The following is a 19,722-nucleotide window of genomic DNA, read 5'->3' as shown; positions in this document are numbered from 1 at the left end:
AGTTGAATAGCGAGGCTTCATTGGTTGATTCAGAGCCTGAACCTCTTAGAGATACTGCCAAAGTTTGGCAAATTTGAGCGCAGCTGATGTCGGCGGTTCCGTTCGGTTCACGGGGTCGCGTGGGGCGTTCTACATTTTGATTTACAATTTATAAATTGCAAGATACAAATTCGATGCGGCCCTTCCACAGGAGATGGAGCTTGGCTGTCAAAAGGGAGGTAGATGATGAAACAAAGCATAAGGGCTATGCTCGGCGGTTCTCTTGTGGCCTGCGTTGCGAGCGCGGCAGTGGCACAGGATGCCTGGTGGCCATTTTCAGCTGAAGACTGGACATCAGGCGAGGCGGTCTCGATTGAATACAGCCCGACGGAGGCGCCGACAAAGAAGTGGAAGCTCTGCGCCGTTTATCCGCATATCAAGGATAGCTGGTGGATTGCGGTCAACTACGGCCAGGTGAGTGAAGCTCAGCGACAAGGTGTTGAGCTGACGGTATTCGAAGCCGGTGGCTATACCAACCTCAATCAACAGATCTCGCAGTTCAACGACTGCGTGGCGCTGGGGGCGGATGCCATCATGGTTTCAGTCATCTCTGAAGCTGGTCTGGCCAATCAGATCGAAGAAGCCACGAAGAACGGAACTGTCGTGGTGGGCGTCGGAAACCCAATCTTCGAAGCGAAAGTCACAAGCAAGATCTACACCGATCAGGAATTGATGGGTTTCACTGGCGGGCAGCTGGTTCTAGAGCTGTTCGAAGGTAACCCGGCGCGTGTCGTCCAGTTCCCCGGACCGCAGGGCGCCGGCTGGGCCGAAAGCAGCGCTGCGGGGTTTCGACGTGCGATCGAAGGGTCGGCTGTGGAGGTCCTCGAAGACAAATATGGCGATACCGGCAAGAGTGTTCAGCTCAGGCTGGTTGAGGATGCCTTGCAGGCCTATGACGACATAGACCTTCTTTATGGCGTCGCGGTTATGGCCGAGGTTGCCGTAACCGCCGTGGAGGAAGCGGGGCTGGCTGACAAAACCAAGATCGTTTCCTGGTACAGCAATCAGGGCATGATCGACGGTGTGCTAAACGGTACCGTCGCAGGAACCGTTACGCAGTATCCTGTTGCAATCGGCAGGATCGGTGTTGACCTCGCCATTCGCGCATTGGAAGGCCGTGAGTCGGCAAAAGAGGTGCATCCCGTGCCGCTGGCGATCACAACCGAAAACGTCGGAAGCCTTGACCTGACGAGGGCATTTGCCCCTGCAGGGTTCCAGCCAACCTTCAAGGTCGACTAACTCGACCGCCCCTGGGCACGCCGGGTTTTGCGATACGGTATATCTAACTTACATCGCAGAACGCGGCGGAGCCCGGGCGCTTTCGCTTAGGACGCTGTCATGAACACGCAGGTCGTACCCCTGGTCGAGCTTCGCGCCGCAACCAAAAAATTCCCCGGCGTGATCGCGCTAGATGCCGTTGATTTCGACCTGAGAAGGGGCGAAGTCCATGTGTTGCTCGGTGAAAACGGAGCCGGAAAGTCCACCCTTATCAATATCCTGGCTGGTAGCTTCCCGCCAACTGCGGGCGAGTATGTCTTGAACGGTACCGCTGTGGCCGGCCTGACGCCGCACCGGGCTCGGCTGTTGGGGATCAGCCCGGTGTTTCAGGAATTCTCGCTGGCGCCGGAGTTGACCGTCATGCAGAACATGTTTCTCGGCAGGGAAATTCGGCGCCTGGGATTTCTCGACAAACCCGCGATGCAAGCCAGGGCCGCAGAGGTGCTTGGCGACCTCGGATTTGAGATCGACACCAAAGCGAAGGTCGGCGATCTGTCGCGCGCAAGGCAGCAGATGGTCGAGATCGCCAAGGCACTGTTGCAGGAGGTTCAGGTGCTCATCCTGGACGAGCCGACAGCATCTCTTACTGATGCCGAAGCAGACAAGCTTTTCGAGGTTGTCCGGCGCCTCAGGGCGGATGGTTGCGGAATTATCTATGTGTCGCACCGAATGGCGGAAATCCGAACGATCGGTGATCGGGTGACCGTACTGCGCGACGGTCAGAAGATCGGCACCGTCGCCTGCGCGGATACAAGCGACGAAATCATGATCGAGATGATGACCGGCCGTAAGATCGAAGCGATGTTCCCGGAGATCTCCCATTCACCGGGCAAGGTGGCGCTTCAGGTCGAAGGCCTGTCCTCGGCCTGCGGTAGCGTCAAGGAAATCTCGCTGGATTTGCGCCATGGAGAAATCGTGGGCATCGCCGGGTTGGTCGGCAGCGGCAAATCCGAAGTGGCACGTCTGATATTCGGGCTCGATGAGGTTGCCTCTGGCAGTATTCGTCACTCGGGGGGAGAGGATATACCGAACCCCTCTCCCCGCCGGATGCTGCAAAATGGGGTTTGCTACTTTCCTTCGGACCGCGTCGGCGAGGGATTGGCCATGGATCGCCCGATCCGTGAGAACGCGACCATGGCGGCGTTGGATACAGCGGCTTTCAATCGCCGTGGCTTTGTGCGGAAAAAGCGAGAAGCGTCAGCGGCCAGTCACGTCGCGGACAAGTTTTCGCTTCGGCCGTTGGATGTCGAAAGCAAGGTCGAAGCGCTGTCAGGCGGCAATCGGCAGAAGGTGATGCTGTCGCGTGGCATCCTGCGCGACGTTGATATCTTTCTCTTTGACGAGCCGACAGTGGGTGTCGATGTCGGGGCAAAAGCGCAGATCTACGGCATAATCAAAGATCTGGTTGCCGACGGTGCAGCGGTGCTGCTGATTTCATCCGAGCTTCCCGAGATCACGCATCTGTGCAACCGGACCTACGTCATGCGCCTTGGTGAAATCGTCGCCGAACTTCGCGGTGGTGATGTCACCGAGAACAACATCCTGAACGCGATATTTGATGACCGGACACGGTCTCGGCACGAAGATGGGGTGCCAGCATGAAATTCGATGGTCTTATCCGCAGATCGAACAACCTGCTTAGGCGGGTAGGATTTCTGCCACTCATGGTGCTTCTGGCAGTTGTCTTGTTCAGTTTGGCCGAGCCCAGGTTCCTTCGACAGGCTAATCTGATCAACGTCATGCGGGGCACCGGATTTCTCGTTTTGGTCGCGTGTGGTCAGATGCTGGTGCTGATCGTGGGCGGTTTCGACCTTTCGGTTGGCGCGGTGGTGGCCTTGTCCAGCGTGGTCAGCGCCTTGACCATGGTCGGTCTGGGGGCAGACGGAGCGATGGCAGTCTGGATGGTTATCGCTCTGGGGTTTGCGGCAGGAATTTCCGCGGGCCTTGCCGTCGGCCTGATCAACGGTCTGTGCGTCAACTATCTCAAGGTCTCACCCTTCATGGTGACACTTGGCACGATGTCCATTGCGGCCGGCGTTGCGCTATATGTGTCGGCGGGGGCGCCAATCTACGGATTGCCAGAGGAGTTCACGCAAATCTTTGGCCGCTACCGTTTCTTCGACCTGCCCTTGGTCGTCTACGCGGCCGCCGCCATGGTTGCCGTTCTCTGGGTCGTGATGAACAAGACGGTGTTCGGCCTCTATGTTTACGCGATCGGAGGCGATCCGGCCGCAGCGCGCAACTCTGGAATTTCGGCCTCTGCGGTTCTGATCTCCTGCTACGTCCTCTGCGGTATGCTGGCCGGCTTGACCGGGCTTCTCCTGACCGCGCGAATTGGGTCGGGCGAAGCTACGCTTGGCAGCGCCCTGATGCTGGAGAGCATCGCGGCATCGGTCATTGGCGGTGTTTCACTGCGTGGCGGTGTCGGCCGTGTCGGAAATGTCGTTCTCGGAGCATTTGTTCTCGTTCTGGTGTCCAACGCGATGAACCTCATGCGTGTGGACAGCAAGATTCAAACGGTTGTCGTCGGCATTGTACTGATCGCTGCGGTTGCGGTCGATGCATGGCGGCAAAGGGTAAGACAGCGGAAGGTGGCATGATGCGGAATTCAAGCTCGGGCTCCTGGCCGCTTCAATCACTTGATCGCAGAAGGCTGATGCAGATGATCGGCAGCAGCATCATGCCGTTGATCATAGCGTCGTTGGCGCTGATCTTTGGAACTCTCGAGCCTCGTTTTTTCTCGCTGCAAAACTTCGGCAATATCCTGATCCAGTCGAGCTTTCTGATCGTCCTGGCTGTTGCCCAGATGTTTGCGTTGATCGTTCGCGGGTTCGATCTGTCCATGGGTCAGGTGATTTCGATGATCAGTGTGGCCAGCGCGTTGACCATGGCACATCTGGTCAGCGTGATGCCCGATGCTCCGGTGATGGCGGTTATGATCGGGCTCTTCTTTGGGCTGTCCATCGGGCTCGTCGCCGGCCTGATCAATGGCTTCAATATCGCGATCCTGGGCGTTCACCCGTTTGTGGCCACTCTGGGGATGCTGGGGATAAGCCAAGGCATCGCGTCGACGATTTCCGGCGGATTTCCGGTGTTTGGAGTGCCGGATGTTCTTGCCAAGACGTTTCTTCATAGCGATTTTCTTGGAGTCCCTATTCCGATCGCAATGACCATTCTTGTATGTGCAGTTGCCGCCATTGTTCTGAACCGATCCGTGTTTGGCCGGATGCTCTATCTGGTGGGATCAAATCCTCGGGCGGCTGACGCGGCTGGCATTCCCACAAAACGCGTGCTTGTCGGCGCTTTCGTGTCCTGTTCGTTGGTAACGGCGATTGCGGCGTTGATGCTCACCGCGCGCACCGGGTCCGGTGAGCCGTTGATGGGTGGCGGCCTCATGCTTCAGGCAATTGCTGCCGCAGTCATCGGCGGTGTTTCGCTGCGAGGCGGCGAGGGGAAGGTTATGCACTGCGTGATCGGAGGCGTGTTCATCACCATGCTGTCGAACGGCATGAACATGGTTCGGGTCGAAGGCTACTTCCAGATGATCGTTTTGGGCGTCGTCGTGATCACCGGTGTCTTCATTGACCGGCTAAGGCATCGATAACTTGAACAAACTCGTGGAGAAAAGAGTGGCTTTTGACGTTTGCATAGATATCGGAGGCACGTTCACGGACTGCCTCGTAGCTGACAAGAACGGTGAAATCTCGATCTTCAAGGCACCGACAACCCCGGGCGAGTTCGAACAGGGGTTCATGGATGTCCTCAAAGTTGCGGCAGAGGGTTATGGCCTTCATGCGAAAAACTTCATCGAACAAATTTCACTTATCGTGCACGGCTCGACAGTTTCAACCAATGCGTTGGTCGAAAGAAAGACAGTCAAGGTTGGACTGATCCTGAATGACGGGCACCGTGACATGCTGGTGTTGCGCGAAGGACCTCGCAAGGGCGCATTTCAATGGAAGCTTGATTACCCAGAACCCTATGTGCCGCAACACCTTACCAAAACGGTTGCCGGGCGCATTGATGCACGTGGCAAGGTCGTGACGCCGCTGGATGAGGAGGCTGTTCGCGAGGCCGCACGATATTTCCGCAACACCCGCGTCGAGGCGCTTGCCGTGGGTTTGCTTTGGTCGGTGGTCAATCCCGAGCACGAGCTGCGGGTTGCGGAAATCCTGGCCGAAGAAATGCCGGATACCCCGGTCACCCTGAGCCACGAGATCAACCCGATGCCGCGGGAATACAAGCGCGTGATCGCGGCTGCAATCGACGCCTCCATACGGCCCATCGTTCGGACCTATATCGAGCGCCTCGAGACAGCTTTGACCCATGGCGGGTTTCAGGGTGAACTGCTGCTCGCGAATTGCGTCGGCGGGATGATGCCCGTGTCGGAAATGCTTCGAAAGCCGATCTACTCGGTCATGTCCGGCCCAACACTCGCACCGATGGCGGCGCTCGCGCTGAGTGACGAAGCGGATATCATCGTGGGCGACATGGGCGGAACAACATTCGACGTATCCGCGCTGCGCGATCATCAGGTGATCATCACACCCGATAGCATGATCCATGATGACAACCTTGGCATTGCCAAGGTGGATGTGCGGTCGGTGGGTGCGGGAGGCGGTTCGATTGCGCGTGTTGACGGTGGCGGACTTTTGCACGTCGGTCCCCACAGTGCCGGTGCCCGGCCGGGCCCGGCCTGCTACGGGAAAGGCGGCGACGAGCCGACCGTTACCGACGCCAATGTCATACTTGGCATCGTCGACCCGGACTATTTCCTTGGTGGCAAGATGCCGCTCGATACCAAGGCGGCGTCAAAGGCAATCGACAAGATTGCGAAAGCTCTGAATATCGGCCTTCAGGAAGCCGCCTGGTCAATATACACCACCGCGAACCACAACATGGTTGCGGCCATCGAAGAGATCACCGTTCGCGAGGGGATAAACCCGCGGGAAAGCTTCTTTGTCTGCGGAGGCGGCGCAACGGCGATCCATATCGCCGAAATGGTCGATATTCTGGGGCTCAAACACTATATGATCCCTCGATACATGGCGGGGCTGTCCGCCTTTGGCGGCCTCATTTCCGATATCTGCCGCGAAGACAATGCCGTGTTCCTTACCTCTGATACCGATTTTGACGCTGAAGGTGTGACTTCGACGCTGACCTCGTTGCTCCAGCGCGGAAGTCAGTTCTTTGACAGTGCGAACGTGGTCGAGGAAAAGCGGAAGTTTGAGTTTTCATTCCGGGGCCGGTACGAATTCCAGTCCTTCGAAATCGAAGTGCCGTTCAGCGCCCCCGAGGGCCGGGTCACCGAAGAGATGTTGCCTGAGCTGGTCGAGGCCTTCCACAAAATGCACGAACGCATCTATTCGATCCGTTCAGACGGTGACCGGGTCGAGTTCGTGGCATGGAAGTCGCGCGCGATCGGCAAAAGATCCGGGCAAGATCTGTTGCGCCGCCAGAGCCTGGCCGAGCACCTTGGAGAGGCCAGCCCCAAGACGCACCGCGATGTCTATCTCGGACCTGATCAAGGCCTGCGACCACTTCCGGTCTACGATCTGAACAATCTCGGTGCAGGGGCACGTCTGTCCGGCCCCGGTCTCATCGAGGGTGAAACATTCACTGCGCTGCTGAAAACCGACCACCACGGGGTGCTTGATCGTCAGGGCAATCTCAACGTGTCCGTCGGAAAAGTCGCAGCAGAAGGATTGGCAAGATGACCAGAGAATACAATGCATCCGCCGATGCCGTGCGCCGGATTGACCCGTTCATGGTTTCGGTGCTCAAGAGCCGGTTCGAAGCAATCGTTCGCGAAATGAGCCTCGTGGTCATGCGGGCCAGCCGGTCCGCCGTGATCAAGAACGCGCGCGATTTCTCTTGCGCAATTCTGACCTACGAACATGAGCTTGTTTCCGTCGAGGATGCGCTGCCGATACATGTCATGTCGATGGAGACGGCAACGCGCCCGCTCACCGAATTCTTCGATGATATCGAAGAGGGCGACATCTTTATCAATAATTGCCCCTATACCGGGGGTACGCATCATGCCGATCTGATCATGGCGATGCCGGTCTTTATTGACGGCACGCCGCGGTTTTGGGCGGTTGCGCTGTCTCACCATGCCGATACGGGTGCGCCTGCGCCGTCAACCTATCTTCCGTTTGCAAAGAACATATTCGAAGAGGGGCTGCATTTCCCCTGCGTGCGCCTGGTTCGAAAAGGAGAGGTTCGCGAAGACATTCTGCGTATCGGCACGATGCGCAACCGGGTCCCGGATCTTTGGCTGGGGGATGTCCGGGCGCAAATGGGCGCATGCCGTACCGGCGCCAAGAGGATTCAGGAACTGTGCGGTCGCTACTCGGAAGAGACGGTTATGGACTTCGTGGCTGACTGGTTCGACTATGGCGCGCGTAGTGCAGCCGCCGCAATCGCCAAACTTCCTGCAGGAAGCTTCTCTTACTCGACTCGCCACGACCCCGTTCCGGGTGTTGCCGATGATGGCATTCCCGTCAACGTAACCATTCACGTCGATTCGGACCGGGGCGAGATCACAGTCGATGCACGCGACAACATGGATTGCGTGGCAGGGGGCCTTAACCTGTCTGAAAATACCGCCACGGGTTCCTGCCGCATCGGCGTTTTCAACAACCTCGACGAATCCGTTCCCCATAACGAAGGGGCCAAATCTAGGGTCAAAGTACTCTTGCGCGAAGGCTGTGTCGTGGGAAAACCGGAATATCCCGTCGGAACCTCGGTTGCCACGACCAATGTCAATGACCGGCTGATGATGGCCGGGAATGCAGTCTTCTCCGAGATGGGCGCGCCTTACGGCCAGGCCGAAAGCGGATCGCATCTACCGGCCGGAATTGGTGTGATCTCGGGGTCCGACCCGTTCAAAGCTGGCAAGACCTATGTGAACCAGGTCTTTGTCGGTTACGCGGCCGGAGGGGCCAACCACGGTCACGATGGCTGGCTGACATATTGTGGTGCCGCCAACGGTGGACTGATCCAGCTCGACAGCGTCGAGGTAGACGAAAGCATGTACCCGATCTTGATTGATGAGCGGGGTGTTCTGCCAGATAGCCAGGGCATCGGGGAATTCGAAGGAGCCCCGGCGACTTACGGGCTGTTCCACCCAATCGGGCATGACATGACCATCGCCTATGCTGCCGATGGCACAACCTTTCCACCGCGCGGCGTCCTTGGCGGGAGCGACGGGAAGGGAAGCGTTACACGGCGCGTCAACCTGGATGGCAGCGAAACTGAGCTGCCTGCCTTCGCCGAAGAGGTTATTCCGGATGGCTCAAAACTCTATTTCACCGCTTGCGGCGGTGCCGGTTACGGTTTGCCTTTCAAGCGTGATCCAGAGCGTGTTGCGGCCTCGGTCAATCGAGGATGGCTTTCGCGCAAACGCGCGATGGTCGAGTACGGTGTCGTCCTGATGGACAGTGACGAACCAGGTATTGTGAAGGTGGGGTCTGATGCCGGAGAGTGCAGAATCCTACGCTAAGGTTGTTTGGTCACCTTTTGGGCCACCTGTATTCGCCGGTGAGAAGGATGTGCGCCCACCCGAGGGGTGAGATATGCGCCAGAAGGTCGGGTGAGCAGTCCAAGCCATCATGGCAGCGGCCATCGACAGCCTGACCGAGATGCTTGGTGTTCCAGTAAATGATGATGGCGGCGAGGAGGTTCAGCCCGGCCATTCGGAAGTGCTGGCCCTGGGCTGTTCGATCACGGATTTCACCCTGGCGGCCGATGCGTAGGGCGTTTTTCAGCGCATGATGCGCTTCGCACTTGTTCAGTCCGATCTGGGCGCGGCGTTGCATGTCGGCATCCAGCAGCCAGTCGATGATGAACAGCGTCCGTTCGACCCGGCCAATTTCGCGCAATGCGACGGCAAGCTCATGTTGTCTGGGATAGGATGCAAATTTCCGCAACAGTTGGCTTGGGGGCATTACGCCCGCCACCATTGTGGCCGCGCTGCGCAGGATGTCGGGCCAGTTCGAGCTGATGACTGGTTCCCTGACCTTTCCGCCGATCAGGCTCGTCAACTCTTTCGGGCAGGAGGCCGGATTGAACAGGTAAAGGCGCTTGGATGGCAGGTCCCGGATGCGAGGGATGAACTGGAAGCCCAGCAGAGCGGTCACGGCGAAGACATGATCAGTGAAGCCACCAGTATCGGCGTACTGTTCACGGATCTTTTGTCCTGCGTTTGTCATTAACAGGCCGTCCAGGATGTAAGGGGCCTCGTTCACCGTGGCAGGGATGGTCTGGGTGGCGAAGGGGCCGAACTGATCGGAGACATGGGTATAGGCTTTCAATCCGGGCTCATGGCCATATTTGGCGTTGATGAGGTTCATCGCCTCGCCCTGCCGCGTGGTCGGGAAGAATTGCCCGTCGCTCGAAGCGGTCTGCCCGGCACCCCAGAACCGGGCCATCGGCAAGGTTGATTGAGCCTCGACGACCATGGCCAGAGCGCGGGCCATCGCGTCGCTTTCGACATGCCACCGCGACAGGCGCGAGAGCTGGAAATAATCGTGGGTGTTCGTGGCGCCAGCCATTTTGCTGAGGCCAAGGTTCAGCCCTTCAGCCAACAGCACATTCAACATGCCGACCCTGTCTTTGCATGGGACGCCCGTGCGCAGATGGGTGAAGGCCTCGGTAAAGCCAATCTCGTCATCCACTTCGAGCAGGAGGTCGGTGATCCTGATCTCCGGCAGGCGGGTGTAAAGATCGAGCACCATGGCATCGGCCTCTTCGGGAACAGCGGCAGTCAAACGGTCTATTTTGAGGGTGCCGTTTTCGATGGAACCACCCGGAATTGCACCAGCCCTGGCAGCACGGGCCAGTCGCTGCAAACCATCGGTCAAGCGAGCTTGCCGATCTGCCAGCCAGATGTCCGGCTCATACGGCATAGCCAGTCTTGGCGTGGCTCGGGCTACTTCGGCTGGGACCAGCGCATCCTTGAGATCCCCATACCTGCGGGAATGTGCGAGCCATATATCGCCTGCCCGGAATGCATCACGCAGATGGCACAGAACCGCCACCTCCCACAGCCGGTGCCCGTCATCGTCGTTCAGGTGCCGATGCCACTTTGAGGCTCGGCGCAAGAAAGTCACGGGGCGATCGGCGGTTGTATCCGCACCCGCGACAATATCCGCAGCAGCCAGCAATGGGTCGGCCACGGGGGCCGCCTGAATATCGAGCGCCCGCAGCATGCGCGGCGCATAGCGCCGAAAGCGGTGATACCCGTGGACAACATGTGCCAGCGGATCGGCCGCCAATGTGTTGGTGAGTTGGGCCGCCGTGGCGACAAGCCCTCTGAGCGAAGTCCAACCGCCGGCGACTTGAACCGCGTCGCCCAGGGAGGCTTGGTCTTCATGGGCCGCCAGCAGGGCTGACCCAAGATTTGAGAACCCCTGCAAGGTGTCCTTCAAAGCGGCCTTGGCATCATTCGCACGGGCATCGCACGCACGTTTTGCCTCGCGCCACGTCTTCCCGACAATACGGTCATGGGTCTCGACCACTGCATCGGCAATAGCACTTCGCCATTCCAAGGCGCAGACTGCTAGGATGGCAAGGCGGCGGTCGCCGGAGATATCCCGCAAATCACCCGCGAAGTATCGCTCACCCTGCCGTCGGAGGCGCGCGATACGGTGGGGCGGCACACCCGACAGGACGGTTCGGTCCACGGCCATGGTCTGCAAGAATTCCAACCGGTCGAGCAGCCGGTTCATGTCGGCTGAGTTCTGGCCCACCTCAAACTGGCGCAGCCAGACAAAGCGGGTGACAGAGCTGTCTGCCATTTCCGTCAGCAAAGCATCAAGCCGGCTGCGCATCTCACCGTCCAGCCGCTCAGCAATCCGGGCGGCGATCCGCCGCTCTGCAGCGACGAGAGCATCCGCGCAAAGGCGCTCGATAACCGTGATCCCTGGTAGAATGGTCTGGGTCGCCCGGCAGTGTTCCACGAAGCGCCGCGCCAAATCCTCGTTTGACCGGGCTGTTTCGGCAGTTCTCTCCAGCCAGACCTTCAGGTCGCGCGATCCTCGGCCAGTGAACATCTTGTAGCCATAGAGATCCCGCAGGGCAGCCAGGTGTTCATGACGCGTCTCCTCACGGCTTGCATATCCCGCCAGATCGTCCGACTTCAGCCCAAGTTGCGCTGCCAGAAAGCGCGTGACCTCCATTGGAATGACCTCGCCCGGGGTCAGCGACCGACCGGGGTAGCGCAATGCGCAAAGCTGCAAAGCGAACCCAAAACGATTGTGGGGGCGGCGGCGAGCGCGGATGATTTCGAGATCGTCGTCGGCAAGGGTGTAGTGGCGCAACATCGCCGTTTCATCGGTTGGAAGATCAAAAAGTGCTGAGCGCTGACGCTCGGTGAGGATAGTACGATGCGCCATGTTTCTTTTGATTTCCCTATATGGTTTGGGTATTTATGATTAAGATACTGAATAAGGAATTATTCTGATGGCCGAAAGCTCGTCGTTTTCCAGATCATCTCAAACGAACGTTTGTGAAACATGCTGATCGGCTATGCGCGGGTCTCGAAAGCCGACGGCAGTCAGTCCCTCGATTTGCAACGGGATGCGCTGATCGCCGCCGACGTTGCAGAGGATCAGATCTATTCTGACCTTGCATCAGGAAAGAAAGACGACCGATCCGGTCTGGAGGCCTGCCTCAAGGCATTGCGCAAGGGCGATGTACTGGTTGTGTGGAAGCTCGATCGTATGGGGCGCAACCTCCACCACCTTGTCAAAACCGTAAACATGCTGTCCGAGCGAGGTGTCGGCCTCAAAGTTCTCACCGGGCAAGGGGCGCAGATTGACACAACGACTGCGGCAGGAAGGCTTTCATTCGGCATCTTTGCTGCGCTTGCCGAATTTGAAAGCGAGTTGATCCGCGAACGCACGATGGCGGGGCTTCAGGCCGCCCGCGCGCGTGGGCGAAAGGGGGGGAGGAAATTTGCGCTGACGAAAGCACAGGTCCGCATGGCTCAGGCTGCCATGTCTAGCCGCGACACGTCAGTCTCAGAGCTCTGCAAGGAACTGGGGGTGAAACCGGTCACGCTCTACCGGTATGTCGATCCCAACGGCAATCTACGCGACTATGGGAAACGAGTGCTCAGCGCTTAGCGTAGGATTCTGCACTCTCCGGCATCAGACCCCTTGTTGCCAAGTTCCGCCCAGCATTGTGTGACGGTTCTGGCCGCGCAAACACCGGCTGATATGGCAAGGCTGGCCGTGTCTGAAATACGCGAGGGACGAGCGGATATCCTGATCAAGGGGGCCGTGGACAGCGGTGCCTATCTAAAAGCAGTGGTGAACCGCGATACGGGGATCGCCGTCTCGCGGGTTTTGTCCAATATCTCCATCGCCGAGCTTCCGGGGTTCGGGCGATTGATCGGGGCGACGGATAACGGCATCCTTCCTGCCCCGACCTGCGAACAAAAACGGGCGATCATCCAAAACAGCGCCGCCTTGTGGCGTGGTCTGGGGGTCGTAAATCCCAAAGTGGCGCTGGTCGCGGCGACCGAAAAGGTTACCCCAGCGATGCCTGCTACAATCGATGCTGCCACATTGGTACGACAGGGTGCCAACGGGTTCCTTCTGGCGGGGCCGATGGGCTATGATATGGCGATCAGCCCACGGGCTGCTGCGATCAAGGGCGCGGCTGCCGACGGTGTATCCGGTTGCGCCGACATGTTGGTTTTTCCGAACATCGAAGCTGCGAATGCCGTGGTAAAATCGTGGAAATTCCACGCCAATGCACAGACCGGATCAATTGTTTTGGGGGGCAGGGTTCCGATCCTGCTCAATTCCCGTTCCGACGGGGCGCAGGCGCGCTTGAATGGATTGCTGCTGGCCATCGCCATGTTACGAGGGCAGCAATAGCCTTGCGTTCCGCTGCCCGTTCAACCTTGGCGAAGCGTTGCGCGATACCCTGACGGGGTTTCCCCGAACGCTGCCTTGAACAGGCGTGAGAACTGCGCCTGTTCCGAAAATCCGAAAGAATAGGCGATTTCCGCAATGGATTTCTGCGGCTGGGCCTCCATCATGTCCTTTGCCGCCAGCAAGCGACGGTCGCGGATACGCTGGGATACGGTGCCATTCACATCTTTGAACAACTCGTGCAGGTACCGCTTTGAAATCCCGCAAAGGTCGGCAATCATGTCCGGTGACAGGTTCGGGTTCGTCAGGTTGTCACGAATGACCTGTTCGACCCGCCGTAAATGGGCTGTCCGGACCGACGATCCCGCACCGGGATCTTCGGCCCCGACTTCTTCCAGCGATAGGGCCAGAAGTTCCAGCAGATGCCGTGTCAGCACCGAACTGCTTCGGTAATCTGTCGACATTTCCTGATCGTGTACCCCTTGTACCATCGACGAAAATAGTGCCCCCATGCCGGAATACCCGTTCAGCACCTTGGCGCAAAAGCGGTCAGGATCATGGATACGATCCGCAAGGGCCTGACGCCCGACCTTCATGACATATAGATCGGCGCAGCTTTCATATGAAAACCGGTAGGGCTCGTCGCCGCGTTCCAGAATAAATCCGCCCGGATCGCAGCGGACCTCTTTGCCCAGCTGCCGGAACACGACGGGGCTCTTGAGGGGAATCGTGACCAGATACTCTTCTTCCGTGGCGGACTTGATATGGTGGGGACGACGCTCGAACTGCAGGGGTTCTGTTGACAGGCGAGAGACCGAGATTTGCCCCATCTCGCGGCGTGATAACCGGCCCCGAAACGTTTCCGGCGAGCGGAAGCTCAAGTGCAAAGGGAAATAGGTTTCGGCAATGATCGAACTCCACGCTGCGGCACGATGTGGCGCTGCTGCGTTGTCCGTAGAATATTGCTCCAACGTCATGACCAACCTCCCCTGTTTGCCTTGACTATAAGGAAGGCTAGGGAAGGAAGGCTAGGGGCCGAAACCCCATGTGTCAAGCGTTTTCACGGGCTTTGACGCCCAAGTGCACGGATTCGCAAATCATTGCGCACCCATCGTCAAGACGAAGCGCGATTCCGCAGGCAGGCTGCATCCAACAACAACGATAATGCCGTTTCGGGCGGCGCGCTGACAGGGAGATTCCCCCGGATTCCGGGGCCTCTACAGCTTTGTCCGGACGGTGTGTAACAGCCTCGGAGGACCTTATGGCTACACCTACCGTCGACCCCATCACGCTGTCCGTGGTGCGTGGTGTTCTGGAAACCACGCAGCGCGAAATGACGCTGGCTCTGGAAAAAACCGCGCGCAGTTCCGTGTTCAATCTGGCGCATGACTATTCCACGGCCCTGTTCAACCACACGCCGGAAATGATCCTGCAAGGGCAGGATATTCCGATCCACCTTGGTTCGCTTATTCCGGCGATGAAGGCCGTCGCTGGTTTCTTTGAAGGCGACATCAACGAAGGCGATCTGATCCTGCATAACGACCCCGATTATGCGGGTAGCCACATCATTGATACCTGCATGTACTACCCCGTTTTCTATCAGGGCGAGCTGGTGTTCTGGACCGTGTGCAAGGGCCACCTGACCGACATTGGTGGTCCGGTGCCCGCAGGTTATAACCCCGAAGCCAAAGAGATTTTTGCCGAAGGTCTGCGCATTCCCCCCGTGAAAATCTGGGACAAGGGCAAGCCGCGTCACGACGTGCTGAACATGCTGCTGACCAACATGCGCGCGCGCCGCGACCAAGAGGGGGATTTCAACGCCCTGATCGGCGCCTGTCAGGTCGGCGCCCGCAATCTGGTCGCGCTGATGGACAAATACGGCAAGGATACCGTTCAGGATTGCATCGAAGTGCTGTTGAGCATGGCCAACAAGCACATGGACAAACTGATTTCGCAGGTTCCGGATGGCACCTATACCGGAACGGCCGTTCTTGAGGATGCGGGCCACGGATTCGGTGATTTCGACATCACCGCGACCGTCACGATCAAGGGCGAAACCTGCCATATCGAGATCGCAAGCCCGCCACAGATCCCGTATTTCATCAACTCCTACGAGGGCAACAGCTACTCGGGTGTTTACCTCGGCCTGATGATGTTTGCGCAATTGCCGCCACCCTATAACGAGGGGCTGTATCGCAACGTGACGGTGAACATGGGGCCCAAAGGGACGCTGTGTAACGCGAAATCCCCCGCACCGCACATGAACTGTACCACCACGCCGATGGAAACCCTGACCGATGCTGTTCGTCTGGCATTCGAACAGGCCGCACCGGACAAGGTTTCGGCCAGTTGGGGACATGCCAACGGCTGTAACATCGCCGGTTGGGACGACCGTCACGACGAAGAATACGTGACCATGGTTCTGGCCTCGGTCATTTCGGGGGCAGGGGCTACGGCCACGCAGGACGGCTGGCACGTGCGCGGACCGCTGTGCTGTTTCGGGGCCCTGACCTCGGGCGATATCGAGATGCTGGAACACAGCTATCCGATCATCATCCACCGCTATTCGATGATCGAGGATTCGGGCGGAGCGGGCAAATTCCGCGGCGGGTCCGGTGCTTGCTGGGAAGTCGAGCCGTTGGACAAGCCTATGACGCTGGTCACCTTTGGCGAAGGGCGTCGCATCCCCGCGATGGGCGCGGCGGGCGCGGAATCCAAGTTGATCGAGAAAAAGGTCGGTCGTCTGGAAATCACCCGTAACGGCAAGACCGAAGTTATCACCGACAACGTGATCGAAACCATCAATCCGGGTGAACGCGCGGCGAATATCAACCCTGGCGGCGGCGGATTTGGCCCTGCCTTTGAACGCAGCCCTGCCCATGTGGTCGAGGACGTGCGCAACGGTCTGGTCAGCATCGAGGCCGCCCGCATCGAATACGGCGTCGTCTTTGCCGACGCGGAATCCCTGCAAATCGACGAGGCCGAAACCGCCCGTTTGCGCGCCAGCGCCTGAGATCCGATCAAGGAGAAATACCATGCAAACCAAATATCGTCTTGGCATTGATGCAGGCGGCACTTTCACCGACGTCGTTCTGGCCGACGCAACTGGTCAGGTCCGGATTTTCAAGGCTCTGTCCACCCCGTCCGATCCGACCCAAGCCATCCGCAACGGTCTGGCGCTGATCGAGGAAGAAACCGGTATCACCCCGCAGGAAATCGTTTCGAATACCGACCTTTGCATCAACGGCACCACCGTGGGCCTGAATGCACTGATCACCCACAACGGGGCGCGGACCGGTCTGATTGCCTCCTCGGGCCACGAGGACAGCATCGAAATCCGTCTGGGCCACAAGGAAGACGGGTATCGTTATGACCCCGACTATCCGCCCGCGACCATGCTGGTGCCGCGTTATCTGCGGCGGGGCGTGTCTGAACGGGTATTGTCGGATGGCACAGTGCGCACTGCGCTGGACGAGGAACAGGTGCGTGAGGCCTGCCGCCACTTCATCCGCGAAAAGGTGGAATCTGTTGCGATTTCGTTTGTTTGGTCCGTTTTGCACCCCGAACACGAGATGCGCGCAGCCGAGATCGTGCGGGAAATGATGCCGGATGTGCATCTGACGATCGGGGCCCAACTGTATCCGCAGGTGCGTGAATACACCCGAACCTCGACCGCGATCGTAAACGCCTATCTGGCGCCGATCCTGCAACGCTATGTCAGCGCGGTGGATGCCTACTTTGCCTCGCTAGGCGCCAAGAACCCCGTGCGCTATTTCCAGTCCAACGGCGGGCTGGCACGCGGTGAAATCGTGACCGACCAATCGGTCTATGCGATCAACTCGGGTCCGGCATCTGCCCCGCAAGCGGCGCTGAACGTGGCCGAGCCATGGGGCGAGAAAAACCTGATCACGGTCGATATGGGGGGCACGTCCTTCGACATCACCCTGACCAAGGACGGTCAGGCCAATGTCAGCAAGAACATCGACTTCCTGCGGTATCGCATCGGTATCCCCATGATTCAGGTGGAAACGCTGGGTGCTGGCGGCGGTTCGATCGGATGGATCGACGAAATGGGGCTGTTGCAAATGGGGCCGCAATCGGCGGGATCCGAACCGGGGCCGGCCTGTTATGGCCAAGGTGGCGAAAACCCCACTACGACGGATGCAAACCTGACCCTTGGCTATCTGAATGGCGACGGTCTGGTAGGTGGGCGCCTGCCGCTGGATGTGGCCAAGGCCCGCGACGCGATCAAGGCGAAACTGGCCGATCCGCTGGGGATCTCGGTGGAAAAAGCCGCCTATGGCATGTTCACCATCGTCAACAACAACATGGTCAACGGTATCCGCCGCGTGTCCGTGGAACGGGGCTATGATCCGCGCGATTTCGTGCTTATGGGCGCAGGTGGCGCCACCGGTTCGCACATCACCGCATTGGCGCGCGAGATCGGGATCAAGAAGGTTCTGATTTCGAAACTGGCCTCGGGTCTGTGTGCCTATGGTCAGATCATTTCGGACGTGAAGTACAACTACATGGCGCCCGCGCCGGTGCGTCTGGAAGGGGCTGATGCGGCCGCGAAACTGGACGATCTGTTCAACGGGCTAGAGGCGCGTGGCGTATCCGATCTGGAAGCGGATGATTTCACGCGTGACCGCATTTCGATCCGCCGGTCGCTGGACATGCGCTATGTCGGTCAGGTGCACGAGTGCACGGTCGAGGTCGACCCGTTCCAGATCACCGAAGAGTCGCTGGAAAAGCTCAAGGCCGCGTTCCATGCACGTCACAAAGAGCTTTACACCTATGACGAACCTGCCAGCGCGATCGAGGTTGTGAACGTCGAAAGCACGATTTGCGGTCACGTGGAAAAACCCGCCCAGATGCGTATTCCTGCAGGACAGGGATCGGACAAGGCGCTCAAGGGGACCCGCCCGATGGTGTTCGATGCCTCCGGGGCGACGGTTGAAACCAATGTCTACGAGGGGGCGAAACTGGGTGCAGGGGATGTGCTACATGGCCCTGCCGTGATTGAGGAAGTCACCACGACCCTTGTGATCGAACCCGGTTGGACGGCTGACCTGCACGAAAGCGGTGTCTACGTGGTCACCTATGACCCGGAACGTGACACCCGCACTGCAAAACCCGCAAAAGAATTGGCCGAGGCGTGATCGCGATGCCGGTATCGTTTTCCGATAATGCCAAGCTGGAAACCCGGGGCGTGTCTGTCACCTTCGGTGGGTTCAACGCCCTGACGGATGTCTCGATGTCGTTGTCCGCGGGGTCTGTCGTCGGGTTGATCGGGCCAAACGGTGCCGGCAAGACCACGCTGGTCAATGTCCTGACGGGCTTCCAGTCTCCCTCATCAGGGGAAGTTCTGCTCGGGACAGAGGCGGTAGGGGCGCACTCCCCCTTTGCGCTGCGCCGCCTCGGGATTGCACGGACGTTTCAGGCCGGTCGGTTGTTCACCGGTCTGGACGTTCTGGATAACCTTGCTGTGACCGGGACTGGTCTTGGTCACAGCCGCCGCGCCGCCGAGGAAGAGGCCCGCAGTGTTCTGGACTGGATGGATATCCGTCATCTGTCCGATCTACCTGCCTCTGGCCTGCCTTACACGGATGAACGTCGTGTCGGGATCGCACGGGCGCTGATGTACAGGCCTGATTTCCTGCTGCTGGATGAACCCGCCGCAGGAATGTCTGAAATCGAAGCCGAAGAGCTGTCGCAACTGATTGCGCGGATTGCATCGGAACTGGGCATCGGGGTGCTTTTGATCGAACACAATGTCGGTCTGGTGCTGGGTGTTTGCGAACAGGTGTACGTTCTGGACGCGGGCCAGATCATCGAACAGGGCGACCGCGCGACGATCCTCGCCTCTCAGGCGGTGCGTGATGCCTATCTCGGGGCCAGCCACGAGGAGGCAGCGTAATGACCAAGCTAGCTATCAACGATCTGACGGTACGCTATGGCAAGCTGACCGCGCTGGACGACTTGTCATTCGCGGTCGAGGAAGGCGCACGAGTGTTTATTTCCGGCCCGAACGGGGCGGGGAAATCCTCGTTGCTTAAGGCCATTGCCGGAGTTGCCCCGACTGCCCATGGCCGGATCGAAATGGATGGCGACATCCTGAATGGTGCCAGCCCCGAATCCATCGCACGCAAGGGCCTGTCGATGGTGCCCGAAGGCCGCGAGGTTTTCGGACAGCTGACCATCGAGGAAAACCTGATGATCGGAACCGGTATCCGGCGGGATCGTTCCGCCGTGGCCGAAGACCTTTGGGAAATTTACAACGCCTTCCCCATTCTGGGCGAGCGGCGTCACGCAAATGCAGGGGCCTTGTCTGGCGGTCAGCAGCAAATGCTGGTGATCGGCCGCGCCCTGATGACCAACCCCAAACTGATGATGATTGACGAACCTTCCTTGGGTCTGGCGCCCAAGATTGTCGATCAGGTTTATGACACGCTGCTGGAGCTTCAGGCGCTGAAAGGTCTGACACTATTGATCGTCGAGCAAAGCTCGGCCCGTG

Annotated in this window: 14 protein-coding genes; 12 read left to right on the top strand and 2 right to left on the bottom strand. The window is 58.8% G+C overall.

Annotated features, from left to right (window positions below):
* The first annotated feature begins 225 nt into the window (after positions 1 to 225).
* From torT to A3728_RS02220, 6 genes are all read left to right on the top strand, one after another.
* Positions 226 to 1,278 carry a TMAO reductase system periplasmic protein TorT gene (gene torT / locus A3728_RS02245; RefSeq protein ID WP_067267635.1) on the top strand — a complete coding sequence of 351 codons (1,053 nt, stop codon included), beginning with the start codon at positions 226 to 228 and terminating at the stop codon, positions 1,276 to 1,278.
* 99 nt (positions 1,279 to 1,377) lie between these two features.
* Positions 1,378 to 2,919: a sugar ABC transporter ATP-binding protein gene (locus tag A3728_RS02240; RefSeq protein ID WP_067267624.1), complete on the top strand. Its 1,542-nt coding sequence runs from the start codon at positions 1,378 to 1,380 to the stop codon at positions 2,917 to 2,919.
* On the top strand, positions 2,916 to 3,917 hold the full coding sequence (locus A3728_RS02235) for an ABC transporter permease (RefSeq protein ID WP_067267626.1): 1,002 nt from the start codon (positions 2,916 to 2,918) through the stop codon (positions 3,915 to 3,917). The genes A3728_RS02240 and A3728_RS02235 overlap by 4 nt, the downstream gene beginning before the upstream one ends.
* A 62-nt stretch (positions 3,918 to 3,979) precedes the next feature.
* On the top strand, positions 3,980 to 4,921 hold the full coding sequence (locus tag A3728_RS02230; protein ID WP_197471008.1) for an ABC transporter permease: 942 nt from the start codon (positions 3,980 to 3,982) through the stop codon (positions 4,919 to 4,921).
* Between the two features lies 1 nt (position 4,922).
* A complete protein-coding gene (locus A3728_RS02225; RefSeq protein ID WP_197471009.1) occupies positions 4,923 to 7,034 on the top strand; it encodes a hydantoinase/oxoprolinase family protein in 2,112 nt (703 codons plus the stop codon).
* Positions 7,031 to 8,824, top strand: a complete 1,794-nt coding sequence (locus tag A3728_RS02220; RefSeq protein WP_067267629.1) for a hydantoinase B/oxoprolinase family protein — start codon at positions 7,031 to 7,033, stop codon at positions 8,822 to 8,824. The genes A3728_RS02225 and A3728_RS02220 overlap by 4 nt, the downstream gene beginning before the upstream one ends.
* A 10-nt stretch (positions 8,825 to 8,834) precedes the next feature.
* Here the strand turns inward: A3728_RS02220 and A3728_RS02215 are convergent, their stop codons facing one another.
* A complete protein-coding gene (locus A3728_RS02215) occupies positions 8,835 to 11,717 on the bottom strand; it encodes a Tn3 family transposase (protein ID WP_067267030.1) in 2,883 nt (960 codons plus the stop codon).
* Positions 11,718 to 11,837: 120 nt separating this feature from the next.
* Between A3728_RS02215 and A3728_RS02210 the strand changes: the two genes are divergently transcribed.
* Positions 11,838 to 12,449: a recombinase family protein gene (locus A3728_RS02210; RefSeq protein ID WP_067267032.1), complete on the top strand. Its 612-nt coding sequence runs from the start codon at positions 11,838 to 11,840 to the stop codon at positions 12,447 to 12,449.
* 60 nt (positions 12,450 to 12,509) lie between these two features.
* Positions 12,510 to 13,208, top strand: coding sequence for a phosphate acyltransferase (locus tag A3728_RS02205; protein WP_156505812.1), 699 nt, complete (start codon positions 12,510 to 12,512; stop codon positions 13,206 to 13,208).
* Positions 13,209 to 13,228: 20 nt separating this feature from the next.
* Here the strand turns inward: A3728_RS02205 and A3728_RS02200 are convergent, their stop codons facing one another.
* Positions 13,229 to 14,182, bottom strand: coding sequence for a helix-turn-helix domain-containing protein (locus A3728_RS02200; protein WP_067268411.1), 954 nt, complete (start codon positions 14,180 to 14,182; stop codon positions 13,229 to 13,231).
* A 284-nt stretch (positions 14,183 to 14,466) separates the two neighbouring features.
* Between A3728_RS02200 and capB the strand changes: the two genes are divergently transcribed.
* From capB to A3728_RS02180, 4 genes are all read left to right on the top strand, one after another.
* Entirely contained in the window at positions 14,467 to 16,218 is a 1,752-nt protein-coding gene (gene capB, locus A3728_RS02195; protein WP_067268413.1) for a caprolactamase subunit beta, read from the top strand.
* 22 nt (positions 16,219 to 16,240) lie between these two features.
* Positions 16,241 to 18,367, top strand: a complete 2,127-nt coding sequence (capA, locus tag A3728_RS02190) for a caprolactamase subunit alpha (protein ID WP_067268415.1) — start codon at positions 16,241 to 16,243, stop codon at positions 18,365 to 18,367.
* Between the two features lie 5 nt (positions 18,368 to 18,372).
* Positions 18,373 to 19,125: an ABC transporter ATP-binding protein gene (locus A3728_RS02185; protein ID WP_067268442.1), complete on the top strand. Its 753-nt coding sequence runs from the start codon at positions 18,373 to 18,375 to the stop codon at positions 19,123 to 19,125.
* Positions 19,125 to 19,722, top strand: a 598-nt coding sequence (locus A3728_RS02180) for an ABC transporter ATP-binding protein (protein WP_067919871.1), incomplete at its 3' end; no start/stop codon positions are given. The genes A3728_RS02185 and A3728_RS02180, both read left to right, overlap by 1 nt.

This window comes from Sulfitobacter sp. HI0040, assembly GCF_001634885.1.
In the GTDB taxonomy this organism is placed as follows: domain Bacteria; phylum Pseudomonadota; class Alphaproteobacteria; order Rhodobacterales; family Rhodobacteraceae; genus Sulfitobacter.
The sequence above is the reverse complement of the archived record's forward strand: the minus strand, read 5'-3'. Positions and strand labels throughout refer to the sequence as shown.

Bases quoted from the DNA above. Each gene is read 5' to 3' on its own strand.
- torT (WP_067267635.1), top strand. From the start codon at position 226: ATGAAACAAAGCATAAGGGCTATGCTCGGCGGTTCTCTTGTGGCCTGC.
- A3728_RS02240 (WP_067267624.1), top strand. From the start codon at position 1,378: ATGAACACGCAGGTCGTACCCCTGGTCGAGCTTCGCGCCGCAACCAAA.
- A3728_RS02235 (WP_067267626.1), top strand. From the start codon at position 2,916: ATGAAATTCGATGGTCTTATCCGCAGATCGAACAACCTGCTTAGGCGG.
- A3728_RS02230 (WP_197471008.1), top strand. From the start codon at position 3,980: ATGATCGGCAGCAGCATCATGCCGTTGATCATAGCGTCGTTGGCGCTG.
- A3728_RS02220 (WP_067267629.1), top strand. From the start codon at position 7,031: ATGACCAGAGAATACAATGCATCCGCCGATGCCGTGCGCCGGATTGAC.
- A3728_RS02215 (WP_067267030.1), bottom strand. From the start codon at position 11,717: ATGGCGCATCGTACTATCCTCACCGAGCGTCAGCGCTCAGCACTTTTT.
- A3728_RS02210 (WP_067267032.1), top strand. From the start codon at position 11,838: ATGCTGATCGGCTATGCGCGGGTCTCGAAAGCCGACGGCAGTCAGTCC.
- A3728_RS02200 (WP_067268411.1), bottom strand. From the start codon at position 14,182: ATGACGTTGGAGCAATATTCTACGGACAACGCAGCAGCGCCACATCGT.
- capB (WP_067268413.1), top strand. From the start codon at position 14,467: ATGGCTACACCTACCGTCGACCCCATCACGCTGTCCGTGGTGCGTGGT.
- capA (WP_067268415.1), top strand. From the start codon at position 16,241: ATGCAAACCAAATATCGTCTTGGCATTGATGCAGGCGGCACTTTCACC.
- A3728_RS02185 (WP_067268442.1), top strand. From the start codon at position 18,373: ATGCCGGTATCGTTTTCCGATAATGCCAAGCTGGAAACCCGGGGCGTG.